We start from the raw sequence: 11,822 nt of genomic DNA on the forward strand, positions 1-11,822 counted from the left end.
GCCGTAAAAAGCCCCTAAAACCCACAAACCAACCGCACCCGCCACACCCACCCGCCGACCAGCACCCACACATAGAGCAGGAGAGCGCCTGAAAAACGGCCCTCGATCCCGACTCCGGCCAACGGATGGGCCTGAGCGGGCTGGTCGGGGCACGGGTTCGCATCCTGCCCAGCCGCCGGGAGCCCGGTCGCCCGGATTCTGCGGCGCCAGCGCCCTGCATCCCATCTTTGCAGCTTCTGTATCAGTTTTTTGCGCAACTCCATCTGAGTATTGCGACACCTGCGCGAAATCTATACGGTGACCCACGCATGGAGAGGAGTTGCGATGAGACCACATCGCCCCACCGTGCGCGGCTTCCTGCCGCGCCTGCTCCCGCTCGCCCTCGTGGTGGCGCCGGTGACCGCACTCGCGGCGCCCCACGACACCGGCTCCGGCCCCGCCTCCGCCTCCGGCGCGGCTGTCGTCCGGACCGCGGCCTCGGTCGGGGCGAGCCAGGGCTTCACCAGCATGGAAGCCGAGTCCGGCACGCTGCTCGGCGGGGCCTCGGCGGTCTCGCTGACCGCGCCGCCGACGACGGAGTACTCCAGTGCGGCGCTGGAGGCGTCCGGGCACGGGTACGTGCACCTGGCCTCCGGCGGGCAGGGGGTGCAGTGGACGAACACGACGGGAGCGCCGATCAGCTTCCTTAACGTGCGCGTCAGCATCCCCGACGCGCCGTCCGGCGGCGGCATCACGTCCACGCTCGACCTCTACGTCAACGGCGTCTTCCGGCAGGCGCTGAACGTCAACTCCAAGCAGACCTACATCTACGAGGGCACGAACTACAACAACAGCGACGACAAGAACCCGGCCGACGGCGACCCGCGCGTCTTCTGGGACGAGTCGCACTCGTTCGTCACCGGCGCCGCGATCGCTCCCGGCAGCACCTTCTCGGTGGTGAAGGACTCCGCGAACAGCGCCTCGTACTACGACGTGGACGTCGTGGACACCGAGAACCCGCCGGCGCCGATCGCGCAGCCGGCGAACTCGATCTCCATCACCGACTGCGGCGCCGTGGCCGACAACGCCCCGACCAACGGCAGCGCCGATTCCGCGGCCCAGGACAGCACCGCGGCCATCCAGAACTGCATCAACCAGGCGCAGTCGCAGAACAAGACCCTGTGGATCCCGCAGGGCACGTTCTACCTCAAGGGCACGACCGGCCTGCAGGCCACCGGGATCACGATCGCCGGCGCCGGGATGTGGTACAGCACGATCTACCGCGACGTCCCGCTGCCCAACAGCCAGCCGCTGGCGGCGGTGTTCTCGGTGACGTCGTGCACCGTGCAGAACTTCCACGTCGACTCCGACGCCACCAGCCGCGGCACGGCCGGCGGCGACGGCGGCACGATGGACACCACCGGCACGAACTGGGTCGCCGACGGGATGTGGAACCAGCACACCGAATCAGGGTTCTGGGCGTCCGGGACCGGCGGCACCGTCCGGAACAGCCGGGTCACCAGCGAGTGGGCCGACGGCATCAACCTGAACAACGTCTCGCTGACCGGCACCGTCGGGAACAACCTGACCGCGACGAACAACTTCGTGCGTGGCACCGGCGACGACGCGATGGCGATCAACTCGGTCGCGTACAACGGGTCGACGACGTACACCGCGATGTCGAACGTGACGCTGACGAACAACACGCTGATCGCGCCGTGGGGCGGCAAGGGGATCGGGATCTACGGCGGCTCCGGCCACCACGTGCAGAACAACTACATCAGCGACACGGCCCGCTACATCGGCCTCGGTGCCGGGCGGTTCGGGGTCAACGGCAGCGACCTGCACGGCGCGACCGTGTCGGGCAACGTGGTCGTACGCTCCGGCGGCGACGCCTACAACCAGGGGCAGCCCGCGTTCCACATCGGCAACGGCGGCGACGGCCAGAACACCGGCGTCGTGGACAGCGTCAACGCCACCGGGAACACGATCACCAACTCGCTCTACGACGGCGTCGGGTTCTCGCAGTCCACGAACAGCACCTTCGCCAACAACACGATCACCTCGCCGTCGCGCAACGGCATCGTGATCCAGCCGCCCTTCTACCCGGCGCCCAGCGGCTCGGCGTCGATCACCGGCAACACGGTCACCGGGCTCGGCAGCGGCCTCCAGCCGTACATCAACAACTCCGGCGGCTTCACCGCGACGGTCAGCGGCAACAGCTGGCAGGGCGGCGGCGGGCCGCCTCCGCCGTCGGAGGGGCCGTACGGGGGCACGCCGGCCGCCGTCCCGGGCACGGTGCAGGCCGAGAACTACGACACCGGCGGGGAGGGCGTCGGCTACCACGTGACCTCGACCAACGGCAGCGGCAACGCGTACCGCTCCGACGGCGTGGACCTGGAGGCGACGTCGGACACCGGCGGGGGCTACGACCTCGGGTGGACCTCCGGCGGGCAGTGGTTCCGGTACACGGTGAACGTGGCGAGCGCCGGGACGTACACCGTGAGTCTCCGGGTGGCGGCGCCGTCCGCAGTCACCGGGGCCGTGCATCTGTCGAACGCCTCCGGTGCCAACCTGTCCGGCGCGGTGAACATCCCGGCGACCGGCGGCTGGCAGACCTGGACGACGGTGACGGCGAACGTGACGTTGCCGGCCGGGCAGCAGGTGCTGACGCTGAACGAAGACAACGGCGGGTGGAACGCCAACTACCTGGCGCTGGCGGCCTCCGGCGGCGGGAACCCTCCGCCGAACCCGAACCTGGCGTTGAACCAGCCGGCCACGGCCAGTGGGTCCAACCAGAACTACGCGCCGGGGAACGCGGTGGACGGGAACACCTCGACGTACTGGGAGAGCACGAACAACGCCTTCCCGCAGTGGTTCCAGGTGGATCTGGGGTCGGCGCACAGCGTCGGGCACGTGGTCCTGAACCTGCCGCCGGCCAGCGCGTGGAGCACCCGGACCGAGACGATCCTGATCCAGGGCAGCACGGACGGCACGAACTACACGACGTTGGCGCCGTCGCAGGGCTACACGTTCGATCCGAGCACGGGGAACACGGCGAGCGCGACCTTCGGTGCCGCGAGCGTGCGATACGTGAAGCTGACGTTCACGGCGAACACCGGTTGGCCTGCGGGGCAGCTCTCGGAGCTGGGGGTGTACGCGAGCTAGGGTGAGTGCGTGACCGAAATCCACGCCGACCCCGACCAAGCGGTTGCCGGGATCGCCGACGGGTCCACAGTCCTCGTCGGCGGTTTCGGCATGGCCGGGATGCCGGTCGCGCTGATCGACGCGCTCATCCGGCAGGGCGCGAAGGACCTGACGATCGTCTCCAACAACGCCGGCAACGGCGACACCGGGCTCGCGGCGCTGCTGGCGAAGCGGCGGGTGCGGAAGGTGATCTGCTCGTTCCCGCGCCAGTCCGACTCGTACGTGTTCGACGAGCTGTACCGCGCGGGGCTGGTCGAGCTGGAGCTGGTGCCGCAGGGGACGCTGGCCGAGCGCATGCGGGCCGCCGGAGCCGGGATCGGCGCGTTCTTCTGCCCGACCGGCGTGGGCACGTCGCTGGCCGAGGGCAAGGAGACGCGGGTCATCGACGGTCGCGCGTACGTGCTCGAATACCCGATCCGCGGCGACGTCGCGCTGATCGGCGCGTACCGGGCCGACCGGATGGGGAACCTGGTGTACCGCAAGACCGCGCGCAACTTCGGCCCGGTGATGGCCACCGCCGCGACGCTGGTGGTAGCGCAGGTACGCGAGGTGGTCGAGGTCGGGGCGCTGGACCCCGAGGCCGTGGTGACGCCGAGCATTTATGTGGACCGGGTGCTGATGGAGGCCGGGCGGTCTGGTGCTGCGGCTGGTGCTGGTGCCGAGCGCGATGAAACAGACTTCGCCCGCTCGCACGCCGACGCCGAGCGCCGCGCGGCAGACTCCGGCCGGTCCGGCGCCGACGCCGAGCGCGGTGGCGCAGACTTCGGCCGCCCCGCCGCGGGCTCCGAGCGCTGGGCTGTAGATGCCGACCGCCGGAACGTCGGCACCGCTCGTCGTGCCGCGGATGTCGAGCGACCTGCGATCAGCAGCAGCACCCGCCCCGCCCCGACCGCGCACCCCGGCCCGCTCTCCAAACACGAGATGGCGGCCCTGGTCGCCCGCGACATCCCGTCCGGCGCCTACGTCAACCTCGGCATCGGCCTGCCGACCCTCGTCGCCGACCACCTCCCCGCCGGCTCCGGTGTCGTGCTGCACACCGAGAACGGAATGCTCAACATGGGTCCGGCGGCTCATGGCGCCGATGTCGATCCCGACCTCACCAATGCCGGGAAGTTCCCGGTGACCGAGCTGCCCGGTGCGTCGTACTTCCATCACGCCGACTCGTTCGCGATGATGCGCGGCGGCCACCTCGACTTCTGCGTGCTCGGCGGGTTCCAGGTGTCGGCGGCGGGCGACCTCGCCAACTGGCACACCGGCGAGCCCGACGCGATCCCGGCCGTCGGCGGGGCGATGGACCTGGCGATCGGCGCGCGCCGGGTGTTCGTCATGATGACGCTGTTCACCAAGGCCGGGGAGCCCAAGCTGGTGCCGCGGTGCACGTATCCGCTGACCGGCCTGGGATGCGTCGACCGGGTCTACACCGACCACGCGATCCTCGACCTCACGCCGGAGGGCGTCCTCGTCCGCGAGACCTTCGGCCTCACCATCGACGACCTGGCGAATCTCCTGGAGGTACCGCTCAGATGAGTGCTGAAGGACCGGTCGGCGCCGACCGGGAACAGGCCGTGACCGACGAGGTGCTGGCCGCCTTCGCCGGCACCGCCGACCCGCGGCTCCTGGAGATCCTGCAGGCCCTGATCCGCCATCTGCACGGCTTCGCCCGCGAGGTCCGGCTCGGCCAGGGGGAGTGGGAGGCGGCGATCGACTTCCTCACCCGGACCGGGCACATCACCGACGACCGGCGCCAGGAGTTCATCCTGCTGTCCGACGTCCTCGGGCTGTCGATGCTCACCGTCGCGATCAACGAGCCGAAGACGCCCGGGGCGACCGAGGCGACGGTCTTCGGCCCCTTCTTCGTCGACGCCGCGCCGGAGGTCCCGCTCGGCGGCGACCTGGCACGCGGCGCCGCCGGGACGCCGTGCTACGTGTCAGGGCACGTACTCGCGCCCGACGGCACGCCGCTGGGCGACGTGCGCGTGGACGTCTGGGGCGCCGACGAGGACGGCTTCTACGACGTCCAGTACCCCGGCGACCGCTCGGCGGGCCGCGGACGGCTGCACACGGCACCCGACGGCGCCTTCCGCTTCTGGACCGTCCTGCCGACGCCCTACCCGATCCCGCACGACGGCCCCGTCGGCGACCTGCTCACCGCCGCCCGCCGCAGCCCGATGCGGCCGGCCCACCTGCACTTCATGGTCACCGCGCCGGGCTATCGGACCCTGATCACCCACATCTTCGTCGCGGGCGACCCGTATCTGGGCTCTGACGCGGTGTTCGGGGTGAAGGACAGCCTGGTCGTCGAGGCCGGATATCACGAGGGCGGGGAGGCGCCGGACGGATCCCGGCGTGCGGGAGCGTGGACGAGCATGGCCTACGACCTGGTGCTGGTGCCCGAGGACGCCGACTGACAGGGGCGACGAGTCTGGCGAGTGGCGAGTGATGGCGTCGAGCTCAGGCTTGCGACGCCGGTCGGTCCCGCGCCATCAGCCCTCATCAGCCCTCGTCGTCCTCGGGAAACGTCCGCGCCACGAAGGAACTGATATGACTCCGCATCAGGTTCCTGACCTCCTCGGTGTCGCCCCGCATCGCCGCGTCCAGGATCGCCCGGTGCTCGGCCGCCTCGTGCTCCCACGACGCCCGCCGCGCCCACGCAGCGGCCGACACCAGTGCGGTCTGGTCGCGCAGGTCGTCCAGCGCCCGCACCAGCAGCGGGTTGCCGCAGCCGAGGTACATCTCGCGGTGGAAGGCGCGGTTGGCCAGCGAGCGCTCGGCGGCGTCGGCGGCGCGGTCGGCGGCCTCCAGGGCGGCGCGCGCCGCCGACCAGTCGGTGCGTCCGGCCACGCCGCGCCCGGCGGCGGTCGGCTCCAGCAGCAGGCGCATGTCGTAGATGGAGCGCGCGTGCGCCGGGTCGATCTCGCGGACCGTGGCGCCCTTGTACGGGCTCATCGTGACCAGCCCGGTGCCGGCCAGCGTCTTGAGGGCTTCGCGCACCGGAGTCTTCGACACTCCGAGTTCGGCGGCCAGGTCGGTCTCGACCAGCGGCCGGCCCGGCTTGAGCTCGCCGGTCAGGATCGCGTGCTTGATCGCCTCCAGCACGGCCTCGGTGCGGGACGGGAGCGCGCCGGGGCTGGATCCGACGGTTCCGAACAGCGCTTCCGGCATGGGGGGCTCCTGGCGGGCCGAGGATTCTCAGATCTCAGATATGAGATATCAGGGAAGCGTAATTGGCCCCGGGATCCAGGTCAAGAGCGGGAGATCGTCGGCTTCGCCGCGTAGTACGACCGGCAATCCTTCCACGCCGATCCGGTCGCGGCGCAGCAGGGGCCGTTCGGCGTGGAAGTCGGTCACGTACCGACTCCGGAGCGCAATCTGGGAGATGCGCGCCCACCCCGAATCCCAGTTGCATCGCAGTGTCATGCGTTCGTCGGCGGGATGGGTTGTCCGCCTGTTGCGGTGAGGAAGTTCGGGCTTTGAAAAGACGTAACGTACTGAAGATCGCCGCCGCCGCGAGCACGTCGGCCGGCGCGGGCCTGCTGGTGGTGGGCAAGGACTCCGGGGCGTCCGGGGCGTCCGGCGCCGCGACCGGCCAGGTCGCCCCCGCGGCCGCAGGCGTGGGGGAGGGCTCCGGCGAGCTGATGCCGGGCATGAAGGGCATGGCCGGCCTGCCCGGTCTGCCGGCCGCCGGCGCCGTGACGCCGCCCCCGGCGGTCCTGACGCCGTTCGTCGACGCGATGCCGCGCCTGGTGGACGCCGTCCCGGTGTCCACGACGGCCGACACCGACCACTACGCGACCAGCATCGAGAATAGCTACGTGCAGCTCGCGCCGGGTAAGCCGACCGCCGTCACCAGCTACGGCGGCGGCTTCATCGGCCCGCTGATCCGGGCCCAGCGCGGGCGGAAGGTCTCCGTTACCTACACCAACAACCTGAGCGCCAGTGTGGTGGTGCACCTGCACGGCGGGCACGTGCCCTCGCCCAGCGACGGCTTCCCGACCGACGAGCTCGCCGCCGGGGCCTCGCGCACGTACACGTACCCGAATCTGCAGCGCGGCGCGACGCTGTGGTACCACGACCACCTCCACATGATGGAGGCGGTCAACGTCTACAACGGCCTGCACGGCGTCTACATCCTGCACGACCCGGCCGAGGACGTGCTTGACCTGCCCGGCGGCCGCTACGACGTCCCGATCTTCCTGCGCGACGCGTACCTGGACGTGGACAACACGCTCTACTACGACCCGACCCTGACCTGGACGGCGCTGCTGGCCAACGGCAAGGCGCGGCCGTACTTCCCGGTCGGGCAGCGCCAGTACCGCTTCCGGCTCATCAACGGTTCCAACCACCGGACCCTGACGCTCTCGCTGAGCGACGGCACGCCGCTGGTGCAGATCGCCGGCGACGGCGGGCTGCTGCCGGCCCCGTCGGTGGCACCGCAGCTGGCGCTGAGCTCGGCCGAGCGCGGGGAAGTGCTCGTGGACTTCTCCGGCTACCCGATGGGGACCCAGCTGTACCTGGAGGACTCGGTACTGGGGCAGATCCTGCGCTTCGACGTCACCGAGACCTGTCCGCCGGAGCCCCGCAAGGCGGCCCTGCCGGCGACCCTGGCCGCGCTGCCGGCGCTGAAGCACCCCACGAACACGCGCGACATCACGCTGTCGCTGTCGGCGGACACCAACTACTTCTACATCAACGGCAAGGTCTTCGACCCGAACGTGGTCATGGCCTCGATCCCGGTCGGCACGACGGAGATCTGGCAGGTCACGGACATCTCGGGCTGGGAGCACAACTTCCACATCCACCTGGTGCAGTTCCGGGTCCTGGACATCAACGGCGCGCCCCCGGGCCCGTCGATGCAGGGGCTCAAGGACACGGTGCCGATCCCGGCGAACGGGACCGTGCGGTTGCAGGCGACGTTCTCGGACTACCCGGGGAAGTACGTGTTCCACTGCCATCTGCTGGAGCACGCCTCGTTCACCGGGATGATGGCGCGGATGGACATCACCGCCTAGGTACCGGGCGTGGTGGCCGTGCGTGCGGCCGTGGATCTCGTAGAGTGGCCTCTCGTAAGGTGCGTAAAGCGAGGAGGCCGAGGGCTGCCATGAAGTACCTGCTCCTGATCTACGGCAACGAGGAGAAGTGGGCTTCGATCCCGGAGGAGATCCTGGAGAAGGAACGCGCCAAGCAGGACGCCTGGAACAAGCGCTACCACGCCACCGGCGAGCTGCTCGGGGCCTACGGCCTCGGCGGTGAGAGCGAGGCCTCGCTGGTGCGGACCAAGGACGGCAGCCCGTTCACCACCGACGGCCCGTACCTGGAGGCCAAGGAGTTCGTCTGCAGCCTGTACCTCCTGGACGTGGCCTCGGCCGAGCGGGCCCGCGAGATCGCGGCGGAGATGCCGTGGGCGGCCGACACCGGGGTCGAGGTCTGGCCGGTCCTGCACGACGCGTTCGGTGCGGGGCCCGACGGCGAAGCCTGAGTCGCGCTGCCTGAACTGGGCTGCCTGAAATGCGCTGCCTGAGTCGCGCCGACAGAATGTGCGCTGCCTGAATCACGCTGACCGCTGCCCCTGCTCCCACCTGGGAGCCGGGGCAGCGTGCTGAGCGCACAGCCGGAGATGCCCGATTTCGGCACCCGCGCGGACGATATGCGGTGACGCCGTGTGGCGGTCGCGATCTGGACGGGAGCCGGACATGCAGCCTTTCCGTGTCGAGATACCCCAAGCAGACCTGGACGACCTGCGGCGGCGGCTGGCCGCCGTGCGCTGGCCGGTCGGGCTGCCGGAGGCCGGCTGGGACCGGGGTGTCCCGCCGGACTACCTCCGGGACCTGGTCCGCTACTGGCAGACCGAGTACGACTGGCGCGCGATCGAGACCCGCCTGAACCGCTTCCCGCAGTACCGGGACGAGATCGACGGCGTCGGCGTGCACTACCTGCACGTCCGCTCGCCCGAGCCGGACGCCACCCCGATGCTGGTCACGCACGGCTGGCCCGGCTCGTTCCTGGAGTTCGAGGAGATCATCGGCCCGCTGACCGACCCGCGCGCGCACGGCGGCGACCCGGCCGACGCCTTCCACCTGGTCATCCCCGCGATCCCGGGCTTCGGGTTCTCCGGCCCGCACGGCCTGCCGGGCTGGACCGTGCAGCGCACCGCCGCGGCCTGGGCCGAGCTGATGGAGCGGCTCGGCTACGACCACTACGTGGCGCAGGGCGCCGACTTCGGCGCGGCGGTCTCCATGGTGCTCGCGCACGCCCGGCCCGAGCAGGTCAGCGCGCTGCATCTGAACATGCTGGTGATCCTGCCCAGCGGCGAGCCGGGGGAGCTGGACGGCCTGACGGAGGAGGAGCAGCACCGGCTGACGCTGCTGGACCGGTTCGTCGCCGAGTTCTCGGGCTCGATGAAGCTCCAGTCGACGCGCCCCCACACCATCGCCTATCCGCTGGCCGACTCGCCGGTGGGGCAGCTGGCCTGGATCGTGGAGAAGTTCAAGGACTGGGCCCAGGCGCCGAACGTCCCCGAGGACGCGGTGGACCGGGACGTGCTGCTCACGATCGCGTCGATCTACTGGTTCACCAACACCGCCGGGTCCTCGGCGCAGTTCTACTTCGACAACCTCCCCTTCCTGCCGAAGGCGGGGGTGACCGGGCGCCTCAACCCGATCTCCCAGCCGCTCGGCATCGCCGTCTACCCCGGCGCGCTGTTCAAGCCGATCCGCCGCTTCGTCGACCGCGACTTCCCCACGCTCGTGCACTGGCGGGAGCACGACCGGGGCGGCCACTTCGCCGCGCTGGAGGAGCCCGACCTGTTCGTCGAGGACCTGCAGGCGTTCGGCCGGCAGTTGAAGAAGCCGTGAGGGGTGTGCGGCGATGACGACGACCACTGAGGCTTTTGAGACCTCTGAGACCCCCAAGAACGGGACGTTCCGCGAGATCGGCGCCCGGCTGAGCAACTGGGGCCGGTGGGGCGTGGAGGACGAGCGCGGGACCGCCAACCTGATCACCCCGGAGCGCCTGGTCGCCGCGGGCAAGCTGATCCAGCGGGGCAAGGTGTTCGACCTCGGCATCCCGGTCGCCGCGGACGGCCCGAACGGCACCTTCCGGCAGAACCCGCTCCACGTCATGCTCGAGACCGGCCAGGGACAGCAGATCCCGTGCGGGACCCGGTATTCGGACGACTACATCGTCATGCCGTTGCAGAGTTCGACGCAGTGGGACGCCCTGGCCCACGTGTACTACGACGACCGGCTCTACAACGGCTTCGCCGCGTCCTCGATCACCGTGAAGGGCGCGGCGCGCTGCTCGATCGACAAGCAGGCCAAGGGGATCGCCGGCCGGGGCGTGCTGCTGGACGTCGCGGCGCTGCACGGCGTCGAGTGGCTGCCCGCCGGGACGGTCATCACGCCGGAGGACCTGGACGCGGCCGCCGAGCGCCAGGGCGGCGTGGAGGTCGGCGCCGGGGACATCCTGCTGGTGCGGACCGGCTGGCGTCGCAAGTTCCTGACCGAGCACGACTCGGCGAAGTTCCTGGCCGGGGAGCCGGGCCTGGGGATGGGGTGCTGCGCGTGGCTCAAGGAGCACGACGTGGCCGCGGTCGCCGCGGACAACTGGGCGCTGGAGGTGCTCCCGGGCGAGGTGCCGGGGGAGTTCCTGACCGTGCACCTGGTCCTGATCCGCGACATGGGCATGACCCTCGGCGAGCTGCTGGACCTGGAGGAGCTGGCCGCGGACTGCGAGGCCGACGGGGTGTGGGAGTTCTTCTTCACCGCGCCGCCGCTGAAGGTGACCGGCGGGGTGGGGACGCCGGTCAATCCGTTGGCGCTGAAGTGATGTGGTGATTGTTGGCGCTCCTGTTTTATGTGCTGGTGCTGGTGCTGGTGCTGGTGCTGGTGGCGGGTGGGTGTGGTGGGTGCGGTTGGTTTGTGGTTTTTAGAGGCTTTTTACGGCTTCGCGCATGGTTGGATGGCCTCGCGGGGGGCGCAGTTCGGTTGTGCCACGCGGCTGGCGCTGGCGGCCGCCGGTGAGTCTGTGCACGACCGCGCGCCGGTCCGAGTCACTGCGCACGCGTCATGTGGGCGGCTGTCTGCCGCGTGTGGTGGGTGCCTGAAGGTCAAAGACAGGGCCTCCGGCGGCGCCTGCGCGGCGAGCGGCCTCGCTCCGGGGAGTGGGGGGCCGCGTAGTCAGGCGGCGGACGCTGCTTGTGGTCGCGTTCGTCCCGGGTTCCCCATCGCGTCGTCGCCTTACGGAACCAGACCGGTTTGGCGGTGTCCAGCCGCATCACAGCTGCTGTGGCCGGCCTCCGTCCGGCTGGACACCGCCAAACCGGCCAGGTTGGCTGCGCCCGCCGACGCGACGGGAACCCGGGACAACCCCGCCTGTGGGATGGATCCCCGCACCTCGCGCTCGATGGCTCACCGCCGCCTGTGTGCCCGGGTGGACCTCGTTCACACCACAGGCGGGGGTTGTCCCGGTTCCCTCGTCGCTGTCGGCGGGCTCTGCCAATCAGGTCGGACAGCAAGATCGGGTAGTTAAGGGTTTGTGGCCGGTGTCAAGGCTTGTTGTGGGGTGATGGTGTAGGTGCCGGGTGCGGTTTTGGTGATGTGGCCGCGGTGGGCGGCGGTGTTGAGGGCGACGCCGAAGAC

9 protein-coding genes and 1 pseudogene are annotated in these 11,822 nt (G+C 70.3%); 8 read left to right on the forward strand and 2 right to left on the reverse strand.

The annotated features are described in order from the left end of the window. Nucleotides 1-324 precede the first annotated feature (324 nt). The 4 genes and pseudogenes from GWK61_RS47470 to GWK61_RS47485 all read left to right on the forward strand — a co-directional run bounded on the left by GWK61_RS47470 (nt 325) and on the right by GWK61_RS47485 (nt 5,594). On the forward strand, nt 325-3,147 hold the full coding sequence (locus GWK61_RS47470) for a galactose-binding domain-containing protein (RefSeq protein WP_194919773.1): 2,823 nt from the start codon (nt 325-327) through the stop codon (nt 3,145-3,147). A 9-nt stretch (nt 3,148-3,156) separates the two neighbouring features. After that, nucleotides 3,157-3,804: pseudogene (locus GWK61_RS61200) on the forward strand (3-oxoacid CoA-transferase subunit A); the annotation flags it as partial. Between the two features lie 303 nt (nt 3,805-4,107). Next, on the forward strand, nt 4,108-4,713 hold the full coding sequence (locus GWK61_RS61205) for a 3-oxoacid CoA-transferase subunit B (protein ID WP_194919791.1): 606 nt from the start codon (nt 4,108-4,110) through the stop codon (nt 4,711-4,713). Then, nucleotides 4,710-5,594: an intradiol ring-cleavage dioxygenase gene (locus GWK61_RS47485; protein WP_194919777.1), complete on the forward strand. Its 885-nt coding sequence runs from the start codon at nt 4,710-4,712 to the stop codon at nt 5,592-5,594. The genes GWK61_RS61205 and GWK61_RS47485 overlap by 4 nt, the downstream gene beginning before the upstream one ends. 85 nt (nt 5,595-5,679) lie before the next feature. Here the strand turns inward: GWK61_RS47485 and GWK61_RS47490 are convergent, their stop codons facing one another. Both GWK61_RS47490 and GWK61_RS47495 read right to left on the reverse strand, forming a co-directional pair. Next, nucleotides 5,680-6,348: a GntR family transcriptional regulator gene (locus GWK61_RS47490; RefSeq protein WP_194919779.1), complete on the reverse strand. Its 669-nt coding sequence runs from the start codon at nt 6,346-6,348 to the stop codon at nt 5,680-5,682. A 48-nt stretch (nt 6,349-6,396) separates the two neighbouring features. Beyond that, complete coding sequence (locus tag GWK61_RS47495; RefSeq protein WP_194919781.1) at nt 6,397-6,534, reverse strand: hypothetical protein; 138 nt, start codon at nt 6,532-6,534, stop codon at nt 6,397-6,399. Nucleotides 6,535-6,656: 122 nt separating this feature from the next. Here GWK61_RS47495 and GWK61_RS47500 point away from each other — a divergent pair, with 122 nt between their 5' ends. The 4 genes from GWK61_RS47500 to GWK61_RS47515 all read left to right on the forward strand — a co-directional run bounded on the left by GWK61_RS47500 (nt 6,657) and on the right by GWK61_RS47515 (nt 11,010). Further along, nucleotides 6,657-8,195 (forward strand): multicopper oxidase family protein, encoded by a 1,539-nt coding sequence (locus GWK61_RS47500; RefSeq protein ID WP_194919783.1) that lies wholly within the window; start codon nt 6,657-6,659, stop codon nt 8,193-8,195. Nucleotides 8,196-8,284: 89 nt separating this feature from the next. Then, nucleotides 8,285-8,662 (forward strand): YciI family protein, encoded by a 378-nt coding sequence (locus GWK61_RS47505; protein WP_194919785.1) that lies wholly within the window; start codon nt 8,285-8,287, stop codon nt 8,660-8,662. A gap of 214 nt (nt 8,663-8,876) precedes the next feature. After that, the gene (locus GWK61_RS47510) at nt 8,877-10,037 is read left to right on the forward strand and encodes an epoxide hydrolase family protein (protein ID WP_194919787.1); all 1,161 of its coding nucleotides are present in this window, start codon (nt 8,877-8,879) and stop codon (nt 10,035-10,037) included. Nucleotides 10,038-10,050: 13 nt separating this feature from the next. Then, complete coding sequence (locus tag GWK61_RS47515) at nt 10,051-11,010, forward strand: cyclase family protein (RefSeq protein ID WP_194919789.1); 960 nt, start codon at nt 10,051-10,053, stop codon at nt 11,008-11,010. Nucleotides 11,011-11,822 lie beyond the last annotated feature (812 nt).

Source organism: Catenulispora rubra, from assembly GCF_015356825.1.
Taxonomy (GTDB): domain Bacteria; phylum Actinomycetota; class Actinomycetes; order Streptomycetales; family Catenulisporaceae; genus Catenulispora; species Catenulispora rubra.

What these genes read in the sequence shown, in the direction of transcription:
- GWK61_RS47470 (WP_194919773.1), top strand. Translation starts at nt 325, where the DNA reads ATGAGACCACATCGCCCCACCGTGCGCGGCTTCCTGCCGCGCCTGCTC.
- GWK61_RS61205 (WP_194919791.1), top strand. Translation starts at nt 4,108, where the DNA reads ATGGCGGCCCTGGTCGCCCGCGACATCCCGTCCGGCGCCTACGTCAAC.
- GWK61_RS47485 (WP_194919777.1), top strand. Translation starts at nt 4,710, where the DNA reads ATGAGTGCTGAAGGACCGGTCGGCGCCGACCGGGAACAGGCCGTGACC.
- GWK61_RS47490 (WP_194919779.1), bottom strand. Translation starts at nt 6,348, where the DNA reads ATGCCGGAAGCGCTGTTCGGAACCGTCGGATCCAGCCCCGGCGCGCTC.
- GWK61_RS47505 (WP_194919785.1), top strand. Translation starts at nt 8,285, where the DNA reads ATGAAGTACCTGCTCCTGATCTACGGCAACGAGGAGAAGTGGGCTTCG.
- GWK61_RS47510 (WP_194919787.1), top strand. Translation starts at nt 8,877, where the DNA reads ATGCAGCCTTTCCGTGTCGAGATACCCCAAGCAGACCTGGACGACCTG.
- GWK61_RS47515 (WP_194919789.1), top strand. Translation starts at nt 10,051, where the DNA reads ATGACGACGACCACTGAGGCTTTTGAGACCTCTGAGACCCCCAAGAAC.